The organism is Thauera sp. 28 (assembly GCF_000310145.2).
GTDB classification, from domain to species: domain Bacteria; phylum Pseudomonadota; class Gammaproteobacteria; order Burkholderiales; family Rhodocyclaceae; genus Thauera; species Thauera mechernichensis.
Genome location: NZ_AMXA01000030.1, coordinates 1 through 19,036, shown reverse-complemented (window position 1 = coordinate 19,036; position 19,036 = coordinate 1). Strand labels below are relative to the sequence as shown.

At 66.8% G+C, this 19,036-nt stretch carries 18 protein-coding genes; 5 read left to right on the top strand and 13 right to left on the bottom strand.

Translation table 11 applies throughout. The features are described from left to right. Window positions 1-30: 30 nt before the first annotated feature. On the bottom strand, window positions 31-1,203 hold the full coding sequence (locus tag C662_RS16245; protein WP_198291909.1) for an alpha-hydroxy acid oxidase: 1,173 nt from the start codon (window positions 1,201-1,203) through the stop codon (window positions 31-33). Window positions 1,204-1,352: 149 nt separating this feature from the next. Here C662_RS16245 and C662_RS16240 point away from each other — a divergent pair, with 149 nt between their 5' ends. Continuing rightward, entirely contained in the window at window positions 1,353-1,748 is a 396-nt protein-coding gene (locus C662_RS16240) for a putative zinc-binding protein (protein WP_002931499.1), read from the top strand. Here C662_RS16240 and C662_RS16235 read toward each other — a convergent pair. The 12 genes from C662_RS16235 to C662_RS16180 form a co-directional block, all read right to left on the bottom strand. Further along, window positions 1,737-2,324: an NADPH-dependent FMN reductase gene (locus C662_RS16235; protein ID WP_002931496.1), complete on the bottom strand. Its 588-nt coding sequence runs from the start codon at window positions 2,322-2,324 to the stop codon at window positions 1,737-1,739. The genes C662_RS16240 and C662_RS16235 overlap by 12 nt on opposite strands. Before the next feature lie 83 nt (window positions 2,325-2,407). Further along, on the bottom strand, window positions 2,408-3,049 hold the full coding sequence (locus tag C662_RS16230) for a cytochrome b/b6 domain-containing protein (RefSeq protein WP_002931495.1): 642 nt from the start codon (window positions 3,047-3,049) through the stop codon (window positions 2,408-2,410). A gap of 1 nt (window position 3,050) precedes the next feature. Beyond that, window positions 3,051-4,646 carry a tetrathionate reductase family octaheme c-type cytochrome gene (locus tag C662_RS16225; protein WP_002931494.1) on the bottom strand — a complete coding sequence of 532 codons (1,596 nt, stop codon included), beginning with the start codon at window positions 4,644-4,646 and terminating at the stop codon, window positions 3,051-3,053. 117 nt (window positions 4,647-4,763) lie between these two features. Then, the gene (locus tag C662_RS16220; RefSeq protein ID WP_002931493.1) at window positions 4,764-5,768 is read right to left on the bottom strand and encodes an adenosine deaminase; all 1,005 of its coding nucleotides are present in this window, start codon (window positions 5,766-5,768) and stop codon (window positions 4,764-4,766) included. Window positions 5,769-5,892: 124 nt separating this feature from the next. Further along, window positions 5,893-6,477, bottom strand: coding sequence for a HupE/UreJ family protein (locus tag C662_RS16215; protein ID WP_002931491.1), 585 nt, complete (start codon window positions 6,475-6,477; stop codon window positions 5,893-5,895). An 82-nt stretch (window positions 6,478-6,559) separates the two neighbouring features. Beyond that, window positions 6,560-7,210: an urease accessory protein UreG gene (gene ureG, locus C662_RS16210; RefSeq protein WP_002931490.1), complete on the bottom strand. Its 651-nt coding sequence runs from the start codon at window positions 7,208-7,210 to the stop codon at window positions 6,560-6,562. A gap of 2 nt (window positions 7,211-7,212) precedes the next feature. Further along, the gene (locus C662_RS16205; RefSeq protein WP_002931489.1) at window positions 7,213-7,911 is read right to left on the bottom strand and encodes an urease accessory protein UreF; all 699 of its coding nucleotides are present in this window, start codon (window positions 7,909-7,911) and stop codon (window positions 7,213-7,215) included. A gap of 2 nt (window positions 7,912-7,913) precedes the next feature. Then, a complete protein-coding gene (gene ureE, locus C662_RS16200) occupies window positions 7,914-8,471 on the bottom strand; it encodes an urease accessory protein UreE (RefSeq protein ID WP_002931488.1) in 558 nt (185 codons plus the stop codon). 9 nt (window positions 8,472-8,480) lie between these two features. After that, on the bottom strand, window positions 8,481-10,232 hold the full coding sequence (gene ureC, locus C662_RS16195) for an urease subunit alpha (RefSeq protein ID WP_002931487.1): 1,752 nt from the start codon (window positions 10,230-10,232) through the stop codon (window positions 8,481-8,483). Then, the gene (locus tag C662_RS16190; RefSeq protein WP_002931486.1) at window positions 10,232-10,537 is read right to left on the bottom strand and encodes an urease subunit beta; all 306 of its coding nucleotides are present in this window, start codon (window positions 10,535-10,537) and stop codon (window positions 10,232-10,234) included. The genes ureC and C662_RS16190 overlap by 1 nt, the downstream gene beginning before the upstream one ends. Before the next feature lie 10 nt (window positions 10,538-10,547). Continuing rightward, window positions 10,548-10,850 carry an urease subunit gamma gene (gene ureA, locus C662_RS16185; protein ID WP_002931484.1) on the bottom strand — a complete coding sequence of 101 codons (303 nt, stop codon included), beginning with the start codon at window positions 10,848-10,850 and terminating at the stop codon, window positions 10,548-10,550. 51 nt (window positions 10,851-10,901) lie between these two features. Next, a complete protein-coding gene (locus tag C662_RS16180; protein ID WP_002931483.1) occupies window positions 10,902-11,771 on the bottom strand; it encodes an urease accessory protein UreD in 870 nt (289 codons plus the stop codon). 376 nt (window positions 11,772-12,147) lie between these two features. Here C662_RS16180 and C662_RS16175 point away from each other — a divergent pair, with 376 nt between their 5' ends. The 4 genes from C662_RS16175 (at window position 12,148) to C662_RS16160 (ending at window position 18,899) form a co-directional block, all read left to right on the top strand. After that, window positions 12,148-13,608, top strand: a complete 1,461-nt coding sequence (locus tag C662_RS16175; protein ID WP_002931482.1) for a 2-hydroxymuconic semialdehyde dehydrogenase — start codon at window positions 12,148-12,150, stop codon at window positions 13,606-13,608. 40 nt (window positions 13,609-13,648) lie between these two features. Then, a complete protein-coding gene (gene dmpE / locus C662_RS16170; protein WP_002931481.1) occupies window positions 13,649-14,431 on the top strand; it encodes a 2-oxopent-4-enoate hydratase in 783 nt (260 codons plus the stop codon). Window positions 14,432-14,447: 16 nt separating this feature from the next. Further along, complete coding sequence (dmpH, locus tag C662_RS16165) at window positions 14,448-15,242, top strand: 2-oxo-3-hexenedioate decarboxylase (RefSeq protein WP_002931480.1); 795 nt, start codon at window positions 14,448-14,450, stop codon at window positions 15,240-15,242. A 105-nt stretch (window positions 15,243-15,347) separates the two neighbouring features. Next, a complete protein-coding gene (locus C662_RS16160; protein WP_002931479.1) occupies window positions 15,348-18,899 on the top strand; it encodes an indolepyruvate ferredoxin oxidoreductase family protein in 3,552 nt (1,183 codons plus the stop codon). The last annotated feature ends 137 nt before the right edge of the window (window positions 18,900-19,036 follow it).

The window sequence follows — 19,036 nt, the reverse complement described above, 5'->3', positions numbered from 1 at the left end:
TCGGGGCAATCGGCATAAAAGCTGGCGGCTTCAGCCGCGTCCGACGTAGCGCCCGTCCACCTCACACATGCGTGCGCAGCCGATCAGGCCGAGGGTGCGCGCCATTTCGCTGCGCAGGATCTCCACCGCCCGTGCAGCGCCGCCATGGCCGGCCGCCGCCAGGCCGTAGAGCGTCGCCCTGCCCGACATCGCGGCATCCGCACCCAGTGCGCGTGCCTTGACGAAATCGCTGCCGCGGCGAAAGCCGCTGTCGACGATCACCGTCATGTCGGGCCCCACCGCCTCGCGCACCGCGGCCAGCATCTCGATCGGGGCCGGCACGGTATCGAGCTGGCGCCCGCCGTGGTTGCTCACCACCACGCCATCCGCCCCGGCGTCGCGCGCGTGCAATGCGTCCTCGGGCATCAGGACGCCCTTCACCAACAGCTTGCGCGGCCACAGTGCACGCAGCCAGCGCACATCGTCCCAGGTCAGCGAGGTATCCATCTGCGCCGCAAGCCAGGTCGCCGCGTTGCGCGCACTGTCCATGCCCGCAGGCAAGTTGCCCAGGTTGCGAAAGCGCGGCATGCCGCGCGGCACCAGCACGTCCCACACCCAGCGCGGATGCCAGGCCACATCGATGAGGTTGCACAGGTTCAGCTTCATCGGTGCGCGGTAATTGCGCCGGTCCCACTCGCGGTTGCCGAACACCGAAGCGTCGGTGGTAAGCACGATCGCCTCCGAGCCCGCAAGTTCGGCGCGCTTCACCACCGCAGCAACGTTGTCGCGGTCCTTGAACGGGTAGATCTGCATCCAGTGCCGCACCCCGGTGGCAACGATGTCCTCGAGGGCGACGGTCGACACCATGCTCTGACAGAAGGGGATCCCGGCCGCATGCGCAACCTCGGCCAGCACCCGGTCGCCACCATCCGCAAGCAAACCGTTGAAACCGGTTGGCGCGATCACCATCGGCAGCGCACTGTCCTGGCCGAACAAGGGCACGGCAAGCTCACGCTGCGACACATCGACCAGGGTGCGCGGCAACCACAGCACCTCATCCAACGCCTTGCGGTTGCGCGACAGCGTGATCTCGTCATCGGCACCGCCCTCGAGATACTCGAGGCAGAAGTTCGGCAGCCGGCGTGCAGCCATTGCGCGCAACTCGGCGATGCTCTGAGCGCGGGCGGGGTTGGTGCCATGGTGGAAGCGGCGTCTGCAGGACACGTGTGGACTCGGCTCAATGCGTTGCGGGACGGCGCATTCTAACGGCTGAGCGGAGAGCGCCCGCAGTGGCTCGGCGCTGACGCCGCGCCCATCGGGCCGAAGCGGGGTAAACTGGCAGCTTCCGTCACCAGCACCTGCGAGGCTCCGCCATGGCCGGGCGCAAGAAGGACCTGCCCCTCGTCTACTCCTGCTCCGGCTGCTCCAGTGCCGCGCAGATGGCGAACCACGTCGCGCTGCGCCTGGACCGCGAAGGCGAGGCCGAGATGTCCTGCATCGCCGGGGTCGGCGGCAACGTACCGCACCTGGTGCGGATCGCTCAGTCCGGCCGCCCCATCCTCGCCATCGACGGCTGTGCACTCGAATGCACCCGCAGCAGTCTGGCCCAGCGTGGCGTGCAACCCGCTCGCCACATGCTGCTCAATGAACAGGGTGTCAAGAAACGTTACGCCAGCGATTTCGATGCGGACGAAGCCGAGCGCGTTTTGCAGCAGGCTCGACAGCTGCTGCAGGCGCTGCGGGAAGCGGACATGCGTTCAGGCGCGTAGCCGGCGCGCGCAGTCGGCCAGCGCAACCGCCAGCGCCTCGAGCATCGCCTGTTGCGCGCCATCCTTCAGCCGTCCGTCCTCGCCCACCGCATCGCCCGCCTTGGCGACCGCGAGCTGCTGCGGGATCACCTGCATGCCGAGATAGCCGAGGATGTCGCGCACATGGAAGAGCACGCGCATCCCGCCCAGCGCGCCCGGCGAGCTGCCCACCACCGCGGCCGCTCGTCCTGCGTACACCGCGCCGCCCGAGCGCGCGCGGTCCGCAGGATTGGGGCGCGAGCACCAGTCGAGCGTGTTCTTCAGCAGCGGCGTGACCGAGCCGTTGTACTCGGGATTCACCACCAGCAGGCCATCGCTCGCATGCAGGATGTGCTGAAGACGCACGATACAGTCCGGCAGCCCTTGTGCCGCCTCGAGGTCGCCATCGTAGAGCGGCGCCGGATAGTCGGCGAGCTCGACATGCTCGACTTCGGCACCGGCCGCCTGCAAGGCCTGTACGCAGGCGAAGGCGACACGACGGGACAGGGCCTCGGCACGGCGGCTGCCGGCCATCACGACGATGCGGGGGGGCTTCATCAGCGGACACTCCTCTGGGCTTGGGGAGACCATTAGACCTCATCCAAGGCAAAAGTTGGCCTGCTCAAACCGCCTTCACCGCCTCAGTGGCGGGCGGGTGCGGCCGGCTTGGCGGTGGCGCCGCCCTCGTCGTGCACGTCCTCCCAGCCGGTGATCATCGCCTTGATGTGGGCGAGCGGTGTGTGTCCGGCGGTGGCCAGATACACGTGGATGATCAGGAAGGCCAGCATCAGGAAGGCCCCCAGGGTGTGCAGCTGCGCCACCTGCTGCAGGCCGAGGCCATCGGGCATCAGCGGCTGCAGCCGCCCCCAGAACAGGTAGACCAGCCCTGAGACCCACACCAGCGGATTGATGAGCAGCTTCACACCGAGGTAGGCGATGCGCTGCAGCGGGTTGTGCTTGCGCTCGACCGTCACCTTGTAGGGGTGCGGCGCGCCGGTGAAGATGCCGTAGGCGTAGTACTTCACCATGCGGTCGATATTGCTCAGCGTGGGGACGTAGTGCTTCCACTGCCCGGTGGTGAAGTGCCAGAAGATCGCCAGGACCCAGAGCCCTATCAGCAACCAGGCCGCAACCTCATGCACCTCCACCGCAGTGCGGAAATCGAGCAGCCCATGGCTGCCGTGGATGGCGAAACCGGTGACCAGCAGCGTGATGATCAGCGCCGCCTGCATCCAGTGCCAGAAGCGCTCGAAGCGCGTGAACAGGTAGATGCGCTCGCTCATGTCAGTGCTCCTTGCGCTTGTTGCGGGTCAGGAAGCGCAGTCCACCGTGGCCGATCGCACCAAGCAGCATCAAGCCAGCAAGGCCGAAACCGAAAGTGTCCAGCATCGCGTTGCGGTCGCGGCCCGGCATCCACACTCCGGGCACCCCGGCGAGCCGCCCGTCGTCGGCGTGGCACTGGGCGCAGTCGAGCGCCTTGTCCTTGGGCGCGACCATGTGGGTGATCGGCCACAGCATGGAGGTCTCCACGAAGTCGAACTTGCCGCTGTAGGGCTGGCCGGTGGCGTCCGCACCGGCCTGAAGCGCCTTGGGCCAGTCGAAGTTGTACCAGAAGGCGGTGTCGTCCGGCGTCGCGGTGTGCGGCACGAGCAGAGTCAGGTGCTCGGTGTCATAAGGTTGCTTGCCGTGGAAGGTCTTGACCGGCCAGATGCGTGCATCGGACGCCCCGGGGGTGCCATGGAAGGTGTTGATCGCCACCCGGGTAGCAGGGTCGATGCGGGTATCGGGCTGGGTGTAGCTCACCTGGCCGTTGAACCACAGGTAATCGGGCTGCACGTTCTCGCCGAGCACGAAATCGCCCTTCTTGCTGTCGTAGATGACGTGTCCCCTGTCGTCCTTGAGCTGGAAGGGCTTGCCCTCAGGTGTCAGCTTGCCGGCAGTGGACCAGTCCCAGCCCATCTTGGTGGGCACGCCACCGCGCGCAAACTCGGGGATGTGGCAGGTCTGGCAGGCCAGCGTGCGGGTATGGTCGTTGAGGCGCTCCGAGTGCTGGAAGTTACCCTTGTGCGGTCGGTCGCCATGGCAGGCCTGGCAGGTCGCGGGATTGCGGTCGGTCTTCTCGCCTCGCATGATCGCGCCGTGCGGGTCGGCGCCGGTCATGCTGATGCGGCTGCCGGCGACGGCATGCTTGTCCGTCTTGTGACAGCTCGCACAGGTGAAGTTGAGCCCGTCCGCCGCCATGTGCACGTCGAGCGCCTTGTCGGGCTTGTTGAGCGAGGAGTCAAGGTCGCCATGCTTGACGCCGTCGCCACCACCGCCGAAGTAATGGCAGGCGCCGCAGGTGCGCCGCGAGGTGGCACCGATGCTCTGTGCCACGCTGGCAAGATCGGTGGCCTCGACGAACTTGCCGGACTTGGGCGGGAACTCGATGCGCTCGTACGGTGGATGACCCGCGAAGCCGGCCAGCTTGCGGTAGGCGCCGGTGTTGTGACACGCCAGGCAATCGACCTTGTTCTCGGCCGTGAAGTCAAAGGTCTCGTCCTTCCAGCCATAGCCGATATGACAGGACTGGCAGAAGGCCTCGTTCGAACGGTCGCCGATGCAGAAACCGTTGAGCATGGTCTTCTTGCCCAGCTTCTGGCCGGTGTCGGGATTGACGTACTCCCAGGTCCAGTGGCGTGTGGCCATGACCTGCTTTGCGGCTTCGGTGTGACAGGCGAGACAGGCCGCGGTGACCTCCTCACCCGACTTGAAGGGCCCCTGCAACTCCTTGAACTTGCTGTGATCGGCGGTGCCGGTGGACGCGATGGCCAGCGTGGCAAGCAGCAGCAAGCAGAAGCCCGCCAGCAGGCTGGCAGCTCGGTTGGGTCGGACGCTCATGTCAGCACTCCGTGATCCGGGTCATCGAGCCATCAGTCTAACGCGCACCCCTATTTCAGTTTTTGATAATTATCTAACAAAGCAAAAAACCCCAGGAACTGAAGAGCCGATACGCTTTCAAGCCGGCATTGCGTCCAGCCGCAGCAGCCAGGGCGTACGCAAGGACTCCGGCACGAAGCTCGCTTCCAGGCTGTTGCGGGCGATGCGCTTGAGCTGCGTGCGGCTCAGGCCCAGCGCACGCGCGGTGTCGATGAAGTTGCGCGCGATGTAGCCGCCGAAATAGGCCGGGTCGTCGGAGTTGATCGTCACCTTCAAGCCGGCCTCAAGAAGCCGCTTCAGGTTGTGCTGCGCGAGATCGGGAAACACGCACAGCTTGACGTTCGACAGCGGGCATACCGTCAGCGCAACCTGCTCGCGCGCCAGGCGTTCGACCAGTGCGGGGTCTTCGGCACAACGCACGCCATGGTCGATGCGCTCGACCTTCAGCACGTCGAGCGCGTCCACGATGTAGGCCGGCGGTCCCTCCTCACCCGCGTGCGCCACGATGTGCAGGCCCAACTCACGGCAGCGTGCGAACAGGCGCGCGAACTTGGCCGGAGGGTGTCCGCGCTCTGACGAATCGAGGCCGACGCCGTGGATGCGGGCGAGCTGCGGCAAGGCCTGCTCGAGGGTTGCGAAGCCCTCGTCCTCGCTCAGATGACGCAGGAAGCAGAGGATGAGCCGCGAACTGATCCCCCAGCGCACCTGGGCCTCGGCGCAGGCACGCTCCAGGCCATCCACGACGGTGGCAAAGGCGACACCGCGTGCGGTATGGGTCTGCGGGTCGAAGAACAGTTCGGCATGCACCACGCCGTCGGCATGGGCGCGCTCGAAGTAGGCCAATGCGAGTTCGAAGAAGTCGCGCTCATGGATCAGCGCGGCCGCGCCGGCGTAGTAGAGATCGAGAAAGCTCTGCAGGTCGGTAAAGGCATAAGCCGCGCGAGTCTCTTCCACGCTCTTCCACGGCAGGGCCACACCGTTGCGGCGGGCAAGCTCGAACATCATCTCCGGCTCCAGCGTGCCTTCGATGTGTACGTGCAACTCGGCCTTGGGCAGGCTGCAAACGAAATGTTCCAGGTCCATGATGCCCTCCGTGCTGATACCTGCATGCTAGTCCCAATCGGGCAGCTACGCCTGCAACAGCTCGAGCGCGTCAGCGGCTGCGCCGGGTGCGTACGCGCCCAGCGCAGCCGCCCCGGAGTCAGGCTCAGGCGCCGAGCAGCAAAGCCCCGGTGCCGGCGATGGCTGCGCCGGCCGCGCGGTGGACACGGTCGCCGAGCAGCGTCTGCGGCGTCCACCGCGTCAGTGCATAGCCGGCGCCGTGCAACAGCGCGGTCGCGAGCGCAAAGCCCAGGGCGTAGGTCGCCAGGCTGGCGCCCTCCATCTCGGCATGGTGGGCATGGCCATGGAAGAGCGCGAAGGCGGCAACGAGGGGCAAGCTCGCCGCCACGGGCAGACGCGCGGCAAGCGCGATCAACAGCCCCAGCACCAGCACCGAGGCAGCAATGCCGGCCTCTACCGCGGGCAGCGCGAAATCGAGGGCGCCCAACCCCGCGCCCGCCAGCATCGCCAGTACGAAGCCTGCAGGCAGCATCCAGCGCGTGGCGCCGGGCTGGCGCGCCGCGTACAGGCCGACGGCCAGCATCGCAAGCAAATGGTCGACACCGCCGAACGGGTGGGCGAAGCCGCTGAAGAAGCTCGCACCTTCGTGACCGGGGTGGGCGAGCGCGGCACCGGAGACGGTGGCCAGCGCCACGGCGACGAGCGCCGCGCGAACGGGATGGGTGTTCATGATGGAGACTCCTGCACTTTCAAGAAATGAACATCAGATGAAGCTACCGGGATTGCGAAGCAGCCAGGCCGTCAGGCGCCTTTCAGGCCGCCACCAGCAAGCCCTGACGCTCGATGAAGTCGATGATATCGGCGAGTCCCTGGCCCGTCTTCTGGTTGGAGAACACGAAGGGGCGCGTACCACGCATCTTGCGCGCATCGCGGTCCATGACCTCGAGCGAGGCGCCGACCAGCGGTGCAAGGTCGATCTTGTTGATCACCAGCAGGTCGCTGCGGGTAATGCCCGGCCCCCCCTTGCGCGGGATCTTGTCGCCGGCCGACACGTCGATGACATAGATCGTCAGGTCCGACAGCTCGGGCGAGAAGGTCGCCGCCAGGTTGTCACCGCCGGACTCGACGAAGATGATGTCCAGCCCCGGAAAGCGCGCGTTGAGCCGATCGACTGCCTCGAGGTTGATCGAGGCGTCCTCGCGAATCGCCGTATGTGGGCAGCCACCGGTCTCGACGCCGATGATGCGCTCGGGTGCGAGCGCTTCGTTGCGCACGAGGAACTGGGCATCCTCGGCGGTGTAGATGTCGTTGGTGACCACAGCGATGTTGTACTTGTCGCGCAGCGCCAGGCACAGCGCAAGCGTGAGCGCCGTCTTGCCGGAGCCGACGGGACCTCCGATGCCGACTCGGAGCGGACCGCGATGATGCCCGCGATCGCGACCGCAGCCTTCTGAGAGATTCATGCTCATGATCTGAACAGCCTCGTGTATTGGGTTTCATGCCGGCTGCTGGCAATGGCCAGGCCGGGGGTGTAGTTGCTCCAGCGCGCTTCGGGCAGCTCCAGCGCCTGCCCGACCAGCGCCGGAATACGCTCGCCAAGCATGGCCAGCAGGCGCTGGCCTGCGCTCTGACCGAGCGGCACCGCCTTTAGCGCCGCCATCACCTGGTTCTCGGCCCAGGCCCAGAGGTAGGCGGCCAGGGCCTGATCGGCCGGCACCTGCCAGGCTGCGGCAGCGGCCGACCAGGCGGTCGGAAAGCAGGGCGTATCGAGCGCCAGCAGGCGCGCACGCCAGCCCGGCAGCGCGGCGAAGGCATCCAGTTCGGTGAGCAGCCTGACCAGCGACCAGCCCATCTGCAGCGTCTCGGCACGCAGCTCGGCCGTCTCCCGGCTGGCGAGAAAGTCGTCGTTGAGCCGCGCCACCTCGCCGTCCGCGCCACAGGCCCAGGCAGCAAGCTGGCTCGCCAGCAACGGCGCCTCGAAGCGTGCCACGCTCCACTCGAGCAGATCGCCGATCCACGCCGCGGCGTCCGCCTCTCTGGCGACCACGCCACTCTCCACCGCCCACTCCAGGCCTTGCGAGTAGGTATAGGCGCCCACCGGCAGCGCAGGGCTGGCCAGTTGCAGCAGGCGCAACAGGGGCAGCAGGGGCGTCGCCGCGTGCATGCTCACCGCCCTGCCATCAGATGGATGCGCGCACCGCTGCCATCGCCCGGATGCTGGTGGCCGGGCGCATAGGCGCCAGCCTCGGGTTCGAAGGGTGCCCGCAGCGTGCTTACCAATGCTCCCAGGCCGACGAGCATGTCCTCGAGTACATGGTCGGCCTGCAGGCGCAACCAGTCGCCACCGCCATCGCGCCCGACCTCCACCGCGACATGGCGGTTGCCAAGATGAAAGGCTGCGCGCGCGAGTTCGGTCGCGGTGGCGCAGCGCACCTCGAGCAGGTCTTCGGCTGCGGACACCACGGCGACCACCCGGCCATCGTTCGCCAGCAGCCGGTCGCCACCGCGCAGGATGGTGCCACGCGGCAGGAACAGGCCAACCTCGGCGCCGGAGGCCAGGCGTGCGCGCAGGCGGCTCTTGCTGCGGGTGTTGAAATCGAGCTCCAGATGGTCGCTCACCGGCGCATCGCCGCTGTAGCGAGCCTCGATCAGGCACAGCGCGGAAGAAGCGGGGGGCGCCGACACCGTGGCGACCGGTGCGACGGTAGTGGAATCTGCTTGCATGATGTCGTCTCAGAACAGGAAGTAGCGCTGTGCCATAGGCAAGGCCGCAGCCGGCTCGCAGCTCAGGTGCTCGCCGTCGGCACGCACGACGTAGGTTTCGGGGTCGACCTCGATGGAGGGCGTAGCATCGTTCAACACCATGTCGGCCTTGCTCACCTTGCGGCAGCCCCGCACCGCCACCAGCGGCTTGTGCAGCCCGAGCGCGGCGATCTCGGGATTCGCCAGGGCGGCCGCCGAAACGAAGGTCACCGAGGTCTTCAGCGCCTTGCCGAAACTGCCGAACATCGGTCGGTAATGCACCGGCTGCGGGGTCGGGATCGAGGCGTTGGGATCGCCCATCGCCGCGGCGGCAATCATGCCGCCCTTCAGGATCAGGCTGGGCTTGACGCCGAAGAATGCTGGCCGCCACAACACCAGATCGGCGAGCTTGCCGGGCTCGATCGAACCCACCTCGTGGGCGACGCCGTGCGTGATGGCCGGGTTGATGGTGTACTTGGCGATGTAGCGCTTGACGCGGAAATTGTCGTTGCGGTCGCTGCCCTCGATGGCCGCGACCGCCTCCGGCACCGCTGCGGCGGGGCCGCGCCGGGGCGCCAGCCAGCCGCGTTGCAGCTTCATCTTGTGCGCGGTCTGCCAGGTGCGGATCACCACCTCGCCCACCCGGCCCATGGCCTGGGAGTCCGACGACATCATCGAGAACGCGCCGCTGTCGTGCAGGATGTCCTCGGCGGCAATGGTCTCGCGGCGGATGCGCGACTCGGCAAACGCCACGTCCTCGGCAATCGACGGATCGAGGTGATGGCACACCATCAGCATGTCGAGGTGCTCATCGATGGTGTTGACCGTGTAGGGCCGTGTCGGGTTGGTCGACGACGGCAGCACATTGGGCCGGCTGATCGCCTTGATGATGTCCGGTGCATGACCACCGCCCGCACCTTCGGTATGGAAGGTGTGGATGGTGCGGCCCTTGAATGCCGCCAGTGTCGCCTCGACGAAACCGGACTCGTTGAGCGTGTCGGAATGGATGGCAACCTGGATGTCCATCTCGTCGGCCACCGTCAGGCAGTTGTCGATCGCCGCCGGCGTCGTACCCCAGTCCTCGTGCAGCTTGAGCCCGATCACACCGGCTGCCACCTGCTCCTTCAACGGCGCCGGCAGGCTGGCGTTGCCCTTGCCGAAGAAGCCCATGTTCATCGGGAAGGCTTCGGCCGCCTCGAGCATGCGGTGGACATGCCACGGCCCCGGCGTGCACGTGGTGGCGTAGGTGCCGGTCGCGGGTCCGGTGCCACCACCGAGCATGGTGGTGACGCCCGACATCAGCGCCTCTTCGATCTGCTGCGGGCAGATCCAGTGGATGTGGCTGTCGATGCCGCCGGCGGTCAGGATCATGCCCTCGCCGGCGATGACCTCGGTACCGGCACCGATGGGGATCGTCACCCCGGGCTGGATGTCCGGATTGCCGCCCTTGCCGATCCGCCAGATACGTCCGTCCTTGAGGGCGACGTCGGCCTTCACGATGCCAGCGACCGCATCGACGATGAGCGCGTTGGTGATGATCGTGTCCGCCACGTCGGCCGAGACGCCCTGGCCCTGGCCCATGCCGTCGCGGATCACCTTGCCGCCACCGAACTTCACCTCCTCGCCGTAGATCGTGAAGTCGTGCTCGACTTCGATCACCAGTTCGGTGTCGGCGAGGCGCAGGCGATCACCCACGGTCGGGCCAAACATTTCCGCATAGGCGCGGCGCGAGATCTCCGCCATCACAGTGCTCCCATGACCAGGCCGTTGAATCCATACACCTCGCGCTCGCCATCGAGCGCCACCAGTTCCACGGTACGCGACTGACCAGGCTCGAAACGCACCGCGGTACCCGCTGCAATGTTCAGCCGGAAGCCGCGCGCCGCAGCACGGTCGAAGTGGAGCGCGGTATTGGTTTCGGCAAAGTGATAGTGCGAACCGACCTGGATCGGGCGATCGCCCGTGTTGGTCACCACCAGCGTCAAGGTGGTGCGGCCGACATTGAGTTCGATGTCGCCATCGGCGACGAAGTATTCACCCGGAATCATCGCAAGGGCCTCACAGGATGGGGTTGTGCACGGTCACCAGCTTGGTCCCGTCGGGAAAGGTGGCCTCGACCTGGATATCGGGGATCATCTCGGCCACGCCTTCCATCACGTCATCGCGGGTGAGCAAGGTTGCGCCGTAGCTCATCAGCTCGGCCACCGTGCGCCCGTCGCGCGCGCCTTCGAAGATGGCGCAGGTGATCAGTGCCACCGCCTCGGGGTAGTTCAGCTTCAGGCCGCGCGCGCGCCGGCGCTCGGCCAGCAGGCCGGCGGTAAAGATCAGCAGCTTGTCCTTCTCGCGGGGTGTCAGTTCCATCCTTCCTCCTCAGGCGCCGGCCGGCACCTGGGCCGGCGGCGCACGCTTGTCTCAAGTTCTCCAGATGCGCGGCACCTGCGCTGCGCGCCCCGCCACCGCCGGACGCGCCACGCTCCACAGACGCGTCAGCCATTGCCGACCGGGCTCGCAAGCCGGGCCCAACCAGCGCGCGACGAGCAGGCCGGGCAGCAGGGTCACCGCCCCCTGCCCGGCGACGGGCTCCACCGCCCGCCAGGCTTCCAGCAAGGCCGCATCGCAGGCGGGTGCCGCAATCAGCAGGCAGGCGCTCACCGGCTCGCCACCCAGGCCCACTGCACTATCGAGCAGCGCACCGCCGCCCTTGAGCACGCCGCGCTCGAGCCACACCGGCCTGCCGTCGCGGCGGATACGCGTGCGCAGCGCAAGCTCGCCCCGGCCGAAGCGTTCGCCCGAACCCGTACGCCCAAGGCACAGCATCTCGGCACCGATGAACACTGCCGATCCGCCCAGTTCCACTTCCGTCGTCACGGCGCCGAGAGCACCGTCATAGACGATGCTCTCCTGCGGCAGGAACTCGCACACGCCCCCCTCTGCGATCTCGATGCGCTGCACCAGCTCGCCATGCAGACCCGCACTGCGGTACCACTTGCCCGCACCCGGCGTCGTCAACAGCACATGCGCACCGGCCCCCAGGGCCAGCGTAAGTGCCAGGCGGTCACCACCGGCGATCCCGGCCGGCGGATGCACCAGGATGGTGTGGCACACCGCCTCACCCTCGGGATACAGCGGCCGTTGCACCACCAGCGGCCCGCAGTGCTCACGCGCGACAAGCACCGTGCGTGCCCCACGGCGCTCGAAACCAAGACGCAGCCGGGCCTGCCAGCCTGCGCCAGCAGGCGTGGGTGCAATAGCAAGGGCCGAGGCGAGGGCGGGCGCATTCATGGCAGCTGCCTAGCAAGCTGCGGACCAGCTTGCGACGAAGTGCCACAAGCCATTGAAAGGACAAGGCTCGCGATCGAGCAACGACGGCCAGGCAGGGCCGGCGTGACGTCACCGCACGGCTTTCGACCTCATGCGCGCACCACGGCGGTGCACACGACTCCGCCCGCACCATGAAGGTGCGCACGGGGAACGCGAGGCACGGGCGAGCGCGACACGCTGATTTTTCCTGTCGGGCTTGCAGCCACGGAAAATCTCGCGTATAAAATCTCGAGATTCACAATTTATCTCGCGACTCATGCTCAAGGGTCGCGCAAAAGGCCACGGCACCCGCACCGCGACCACAACGAACGACACATCACTCGAGGACCCTTCGAACATGAAAGAGATCAAGAACTTCATCAACGGCGAGTACGTCACCAACGCCAGCGGCAAGACCTACGAGAACCGCAACCCGGTCGACAACGCGCTGATCGGCATGGTGTACGAAGCCGGCAAGCCGGAGGTCGATGCTGCCGTCGCTGCCGCCAAGGCCGCACTCAAAGGCCCCTGGGGCAAGCTCTCCGTGGTCGAGCGCTGCAACCTGCTCGACGAGGTCGTCAATGAGATCAACCGCCGCTTCGACGACTTCCTGCAGGCCGAAATCGCCGACACCGGCAAGCCCGCCCACCTCGCCTCGCACATCGACATCCCGCGCGGTGCAGCCAACTTCAAGATCTTCACCGACACCATCAAGAACGTGTCGACCGAGTCCTTCGAGATGCGCACCCCGGACGGCAAGACCGCACGCAGCTACGGCGTACGCACCCCGCGCGGCGTGATCGCGATCATCTGCCCGTGGAACCTGCCGCTGCTGCTGATGACCTGGAAGGCCGGCCCGGCGCTCGCCTGCGGCAACACCGTGGTCGTCAAGCCCTCGGAAGACACCCCCAGCACCGCTACCCTGCTCGGCGAGGTGATGAACAAGGTCGGCCTGCCCAAGGGCGTGTACAACGTGGTCAACGGCTTCGGCGTGGATTCGGCCGGCGCCTTCCTGACCGCGCACCCGGACGTCAACGGCGTCACCTTCACCGGCGAGACCCGCACCGGCACCGCGATCATGAAGGCCGCGGCCGACGGTATCCGCCCGGTGTCGCTGGAACTGGGCGGCAAGAACGCCGCCGTGGTGTTCGCCGACTGCGACTTCGACAACACCATCGCCACCCTCACCCGCTCCTGCTTCGAGAACGCTGGCCAGGTCTGCCTCGGCACCGAGCGCGTGTATGTCGAGCGCCCGATCTTCGACAAGCTGGTCGCCGCGATGAAGCACACCGCCGAGACCATGAAGCCGGGTCGCCCCTTCGACCCCGACACCAAGATCGGCCCGCTGGTGAGCAAGAAGCACCAGGCCAAGGTGCTGGGCATGTACGCCAAGGCCAAGGAAGAAGGCGCCAACATCGTCTGCGGCGGCGGCATCCCCGACATGCCGGAAGACCTCAAGGACGGCTGCTGGGTACAGCCCACGATCTGGACCGGCCTGCCCGAGACCGCGACCGTGGTCACCGAGGAGATCTTCGGGCCGTGCTGCCACATCCAGCCCTTCGACACCGAAGAGGAAGTGCTGAACATGGTCAACGCCAACCGCTACGGCCTGGCCACCTCGGTGCACACCCAGGACATCAGCCGCGCCATGCGCATGGCCAACGCCATCGAGGTCGGCCTGTGCTGGATCAACAGCTGGTTCCTGCGCGACCTGCGCACCCCCTTCGGCGGCTCCAAGCAATCGGGCATCGGCCGTGAGGGCGGGGTGCACTCGCTCGAGTTCTACACCGAACTGCGCAACGTGATGATCAAGTACTGATCACCGGCTCATCAACCAAACACCTCACCGGGAACACGACATGGACCAGAGCAAGATCAATCACTACGGCGACGAGCTGTACACCGCACTCAAGACCCTCACCCCGGTCGCACCGCTCACCGACCGCGAGCCCGACATCACCATCGAGGACGCCTACAACATCCAGCTGCGCATGATCCAGCGCCAGCTCGACGACGGCCACAGCGTGGTCGGCAAGAAGATCGGCGTCACCAGCAAGGTCGTCATGGACATACTGAAGGTGAACCAGCCCGACTTCGGCCAGCTGCTGTCGAACATGGTCTACAACGAGGGCGAGCCGATCGTCGCCTCGTCGATGATCGCCCCCAAGGCCGAGGCCGAGGTGGCCTTCATCCTCAAGAACGACCTCATGGGCCCGGGCGTGACTGCGGCCGACGTGCTGCGCGCCACCGACTGCGTGGTGCCCTGCTTCGAGATCGTCGATTCGCGCATCAAGGACTGGAAGATCAAGATCCAGGACACCGTGGCCGACAACGCCTCCTGCGGCGTGCTGGTGCTCGGCGGCGTGCGCAAGAGCCCGCGCCAGCTCGACCTCGCGCTCGCCGGCATGGTGCTGTCCAAGAACGGCGACATCATCAGCACCTCCACCGGCGCCGCCGTGCAGGGCTCGCCGGTCAACGCCATCGCCTGGCTGGCCAACACCCTGGGGCGCCTGGGGATCGGCCTCAAGGCCGGCGAGATCATCCTCTCCGGTTCGCAATCCCCGCTCGTCCCGGTCGTCGCCGGCGACAGCCTCATCTGCAACGTCGGCGGCCTCGGTGGCACGTCGGTCCGCTTCATCTGACAAGGAAACCGCACCCATGGCAATCACCCTCGACCAGGCCACCATCGCCAAGCTCGCAGAACACCTCGAAAACGCCGAGCTGCAGGCTTTTGATGTCACCAAGATCACCGACGACTACCCCGACATGGACTGGGATGACGCCTATGCCATCCAGGACGAGATCCGTCGCCGCAAGGAAGCGCGTGGCACCAGGATCGCCGGCCTCAAGGCGGGCCTGACCTCGCGCGCCAAGATGAAGCAGATGGGCGTCGAGACCCCGGTGTTCGGCTTCATCGCCGACTACATGTCGGTGCCGGACGGCGGCGAAGTGAAGTTCGACGAGCTGATCCACCCCAAGGTCGAAGCCGAGATCTGCGTCGTCACCAAGGCCCCGCTGCGCGGCCCCGGCTGCCACATCGGCAACGTCATGGCGGCGATCGACTTCGTGCTGCCGGCGGTCGAGGTGATCGACTCGCGCTATCGCGACTTCAAGTTCGACCTCAAGAGCGTGATCGCCGACAACACCTCGTCGGCCCGCTTCGTGATCGGCGGCAACATGCGCAACCTCGACGAACTCGACCTGCCGACGCTGGGCGTGGTGCTCGAGATCAATGGCGAGATCGTCTCCATGGCCGCCGGCGCGGCCGTGCTCGGCAACCCGCTGGTGGCGATCGCGATGATGGCCAACGAGCTCGGCAAGCGCGGCCAGGAGATCCCGGCCGGCACCTTCATCATGACCGGCGGCGTCACCGAAGCCATCCCGGTCAAGAAGGGCGACAACGTCAACGTCCGCTTCCAGGACCTCGGCAACGTCTCGTTCCGCTTCGCCTGATCGCATCCAAGCGCTGCTGACACGGGCTGGCAGCGCGCCATTTCGAGCGCGCGCCAGCCCGTTGCACATCCGGGGCGCACACCACATTCAAGAGGGGCAACACCGATGTCGTCCAAACAGGACCTGACGCGGCAATTCACGGCAGAAGAGGGGATCATCCACATCGGGGGCATCGAGGCGCTGGTGCGCCTGACGATGGACCAGATCCGCTTCGACCGCCGCCGCGGTCTGAACAACGCCATGTTCATCTCCGGCTACCGCGGCTCGCCCGTGGGCATGCTGGACGCCAACTTCATCAAGCAGCAAAAGCTGCTGCTGCAACACAACATCCAGTTCGTCGACGGCCTCAACGAGGACCTCGCCGCCACCGCCGTCTGGGGCACCCAGATGATGCACACGGTGGGCAAGCAGAAGTTCGACGGCGTGGTCGGCACCTGGTACGGCAAGGCGCCGGGCGTAGACCGCTCGGGCGACGCGCTCAAGCACGCCAACTACACCGGCACCCTGCGCAATGGTGGCGTGCTCGCCATCTTCGGCGACGACCCGAGCTGCAAGTCGTCCTCGCTGCCGAGTCAGTCGGAGGCCATGTTCTACCACGTCGGCATCCCCTCGCTCTACCCGGGCAACGTGCAGGACATCCTCGACTTCGGCCTGCACGGCTACTACCTGTCGCGCATCTCGGGCCTGTGGGCGGGCCTCAAGATCGTCACCAACGTCGCCGACGGCAGCGGCAGCGCCATCGTCGACCCCGACCGCCTGAAGTTCGTCACCCCGGTGGTCGAGCTCGACGGCCGCCCCTACACGCCCGAGGTCAACCTCGGCATGAACGTGCGCAAGGACGCGCTCGACATGGAGCGCACGCTGTACTACGCGCGCCAGGAGCTCGCCCGCCTGTATGCGCGCGAGAACGGCCTCAACAAGGTCACGCTCCCCAACGCCGACGCCTGGCTGGGCATCATCACCGCCGGCAAGACCTACCACGACCTGCGCCAGGCCTTCATGGAGATGGGCCTGGACGACGACGCGCTGCGTCGCGCCGGCGTGCGCATCCTCAAGATCGGCATGCTCAACCCGCTGCAGCCGGACGACATCCGCGACTTCGCGCGCGGGCTCGAGGAGATCCTCGTCGTCGAGGAAAAGCGCCCCTTCATCGAGCTGTTCGCCAAGGAAATCCTCTACGGCACGGCCAACGCGCCACGCATCGTCGGCAAGCGCGACGAGGAAGGCCGCGACCTGCTGCCCTTCCACGGCGAGTTCGAGTCCGACATCATCGCCCGTGCGCTGCACGCCCGCCTGTCGCGCAAGACCAAGCTGGAATCCGCCGAGGGCTGGATCAAGCGCCTGGACGAGATCCACAGCCGCAACGCGCTGACCACGCTGACGCGCTCGGCCTGGTACTGCTCGGGCTGTCCGCACAACACCTCCACCAAGGCCCCCGACGGCAGCATCGTGTCGGCCGGCATCGGCTGCCACACGATGGCGATGTGGATGAAGCGCGGCGTGGTCATGGGCACCCACATGGGCGCCGAGGGCGCGCAGTGGATCGGCATGCAGCCCTTCACCGACACGCAGCACATCTTCCAGAACATGGGCGACGGCACCTACGCCCACTCGGGCAGCCTGGCGGTGCGCTACTGCGCGGCGACCAACACCAACATCACCTTCAAGATCCTGGTCAACAGCCACACCTCGATGACCGGCGGCCAGGAGATCATGGGCGCCGAGCCGGTGCGCAACCTGGTGGCCGAGCTCGTTGCCAACGGCGTCAAGCGCATCATCGTCACCACCGAGGACCTGTCGCGCTACAACGCGGTCAGTCTCATCGGCAACACCGAGGTCTGGCACCGCGACCGCATCATGGAAGCGCAGAAGCTGCTCGCCGAGACCGAAGGCACCACCGTACTCATCCACGACCAGGAGTGCGCCGCCGAGCTGCGCCGCCAGCGTGGCCGCGGCAAGGCCTGGGAGCCGGAGGCGGTCATGGTGATCAACGAGCGCGTGTGCGAAGGCTGCGGCGACTGCGGCGAGAAGTCCAACTGCATGTCGGTCGAGCCGGTGCAGACCGAGTTCGGCCGCAAGACGCGCATCCACCAGCCCTCGTGCAACAAGGACTACTCCTGCGTGAAGGGCTTCTGCCCGTCCTTCCTCACCATCACGCCCAAGGCTGACCCCAAGGCCGGCGAGGCGAAGAAAAAGAAGAAGGGCCGCCTGCCCGCGCTCGAACGCGAACTGCCCGACCCCGTGTTCAAGGTCGACCCGGACAACTTCGGCGCCCACGTCATGGGCATCGGCGGCACCGGCTCGGTGACCGTGGCGGCGACCATCGCCAACGCCGCGCGCATCGACGGCAAGTGGGCGGTGGGTCTGGACCAGACCGGCCTGGCGCAGAAGGGCGGCGCGGTGATCTCGGACATCAAGGTCACCGCCACCCCCTTCGACGGCGCGAACAAGATCTCCGACGGCAGCACCGACCTGTACCTGGGTTTCGACATCCTCAACGCCACCGACAACAAGAACCTGGACAAGTGCCACCCCGAGCGCACGATCGCCATCGTGTCGACCGGCCAGGCGCCGACCGGCTACATGGTGTCGGACAAGTCGGTGCAGTTCCCCAACGTCGACCGCCTGACCCAGGGCATCGACCGCGTCAGCCGCCGCAACGACAACGTCTATCTCGACGCGCAGACGCTGGCCGAGGGCCTCTTTGCCGACAGCATGGCGACCAACATGTTCATGGTCGGCGTGGCCTACCAGGCCGGTGCGCTGCCGATCAGCGCCGCCGCCTTCGAGACTGCGATCCGCCAGGCCGGCGTCGGGGTGGACATGAGCCTGCTGGCGTTCAAGTGGGGCCGCATGGCGGTGGTCGACCTCGACTACGTCCACGCCGAGATCCACAAGTACGAAGCCAAGGCGCCCAAGCTGCCCGAGCTGACCGCCGAGGCGCGCCAGATCGTGGATTCGGTCGGTGCCAGCGGTGAAGTGCGCCGCCTGCTCGAGATCCGCGTGCCCGACCTGATCGGCTACCAGGACGCCGCCTATGCCCGCCGCTACGCGGCCAAGGTGAAGCGCGTGATGGAGGCCGAACGGCGCGTCGCGCCGGAAGCCTCGGCGCTCGCCGAGGCCGCCGCACGCTACTTCCACAAGCTGATGGCCTACAAGGACGAGTACGAAGTCGCCCGCCTGCACTCCGACCCGGCCTTCCTGGCCGAGCTCGACGCGCAGTTCCCGCACGGCTACACGGTCGAGTACAACCTCGCCCCGCCGCTGCTCTCCAAGCGTGACCCGGAGACGGGCGAGCCGGTCAAGCAGAAGTACGGCCCGTGGGTGCTGAAGGCCTTCCGCCACCTGGCCAGGCTCAAGCACCTGCGCGGCGGCAAGTGGGACATCTTCGGCAAGACCGAGGAGCGTCGCATGGAGCGCCAGGCGATCGAGGACTACGACCGCTTGCTCGACACGCTGTGCGACAAACTCAACCGCGACAACCTCGCCATCGCGGTCAAGCTCGCCAGCATGCCCGACGAGGTCCGCGGCTACGGCCACGTCAAGGAGCGTCACATCGCGCTGGCCAAGGCCAAGCAGGCGCAACTGCTGGCCGACTTCGACAACCCGCAGGCCGCCAAGGCCCGCGGTGCAGCCCAGGTCGTGCAGTTCGTGTAAGCGTTACAGCCCCGGGCAATCAAACGTGAGCCGGCATGCACGTTGAAGCACACGGGGCGACGAAAGGCTCGCGGCTGGCGCCGCTCCTACAGAGGCAGCTCCCGTCGTAGGAGCGGCGCCAGCCGCGAGGGGCTGAA

Excerpts from the sequence above, each read along its gene's own strand:
- C662_RS16240 (WP_002931499.1), top strand. The coding sequence starts at position 1,353 with ATGGCCGGGCGCAAGAAGGACCTGCCCCTCGTCTACTCCTGCTCCGGC.
- C662_RS16235 (WP_002931496.1), bottom strand. The coding sequence starts at position 2,324 with ATGAAGCCCCCCCGCATCGTCGTGATGGCCGGCAGCCGCCGTGCCGAG.
- C662_RS16230 (WP_002931495.1), bottom strand. The coding sequence starts at position 3,049 with ATGAGCGAGCGCATCTACCTGTTCACGCGCTTCGAGCGCTTCTGGCAC.
- C662_RS16225 (WP_002931494.1), bottom strand. The coding sequence starts at position 4,646 with ATGAGCGTCCGACCCAACCGAGCTGCCAGCCTGCTGGCGGGCTTCTGC.
- C662_RS16220 (WP_002931493.1), bottom strand. The coding sequence starts at position 5,768 with ATGGACCTGGAACATTTCGTTTGCAGCCTGCCCAAGGCCGAGTTGCAC.
- C662_RS16215 (WP_002931491.1), bottom strand. The coding sequence starts at position 6,477 with ATGAACACCCATCCCGTTCGCGCGGCGCTCGTCGCCGTGGCGCTGGCC.
- ureG (WP_002931490.1), bottom strand. The coding sequence starts at position 7,210 with ATGAATCTCTCAGAAGGCTGCGGTCGCGATCGCGGGCATCATCGCGGT.
- C662_RS16205 (WP_002931489.1), bottom strand. The coding sequence starts at position 7,911 with ATGCACGCGGCGACGCCCCTGCTGCCCCTGTTGCGCCTGCTGCAACTG.
- ureE (WP_002931488.1), bottom strand. The coding sequence starts at position 8,471 with ATGCAAGCAGATTCCACTACCGTCGCACCGGTCGCCACGGTGTCGGCG.
- ureC (WP_002931487.1), bottom strand. The coding sequence starts at position 10,232 with ATGGCGGAGATCTCGCGCCGCGCCTATGCGGAAATGTTTGGCCCGACC.
- C662_RS16190 (WP_002931486.1), bottom strand. The coding sequence starts at position 10,537 with ATGATTCCGGGTGAATACTTCGTCGCCGATGGCGACATCGAACTCAAT.
- ureA (WP_002931484.1), bottom strand. The coding sequence starts at position 10,850 with ATGGAACTGACACCCCGCGAGAAGGACAAGCTGCTGATCTTTACCGCC.
- C662_RS16180 (WP_002931483.1), bottom strand. The coding sequence starts at position 11,771 with ATGAATGCGCCCGCCCTCGCCTCGGCCCTTGCTATTGCACCCACGCCT.
- C662_RS16175 (WP_002931482.1), top strand. The coding sequence starts at position 12,148 with ATGAAAGAGATCAAGAACTTCATCAACGGCGAGTACGTCACCAACGCC.
- dmpE (WP_002931481.1), top strand. The coding sequence starts at position 13,649 with ATGGACCAGAGCAAGATCAATCACTACGGCGACGAGCTGTACACCGCA.
- dmpH (WP_002931480.1), top strand. The coding sequence starts at position 14,448 with ATGGCAATCACCCTCGACCAGGCCACCATCGCCAAGCTCGCAGAACAC.
- C662_RS16160 (WP_002931479.1), top strand. The coding sequence starts at position 15,348 with ATGTCGTCCAAACAGGACCTGACGCGGCAATTCACGGCAGAAGAGGGG.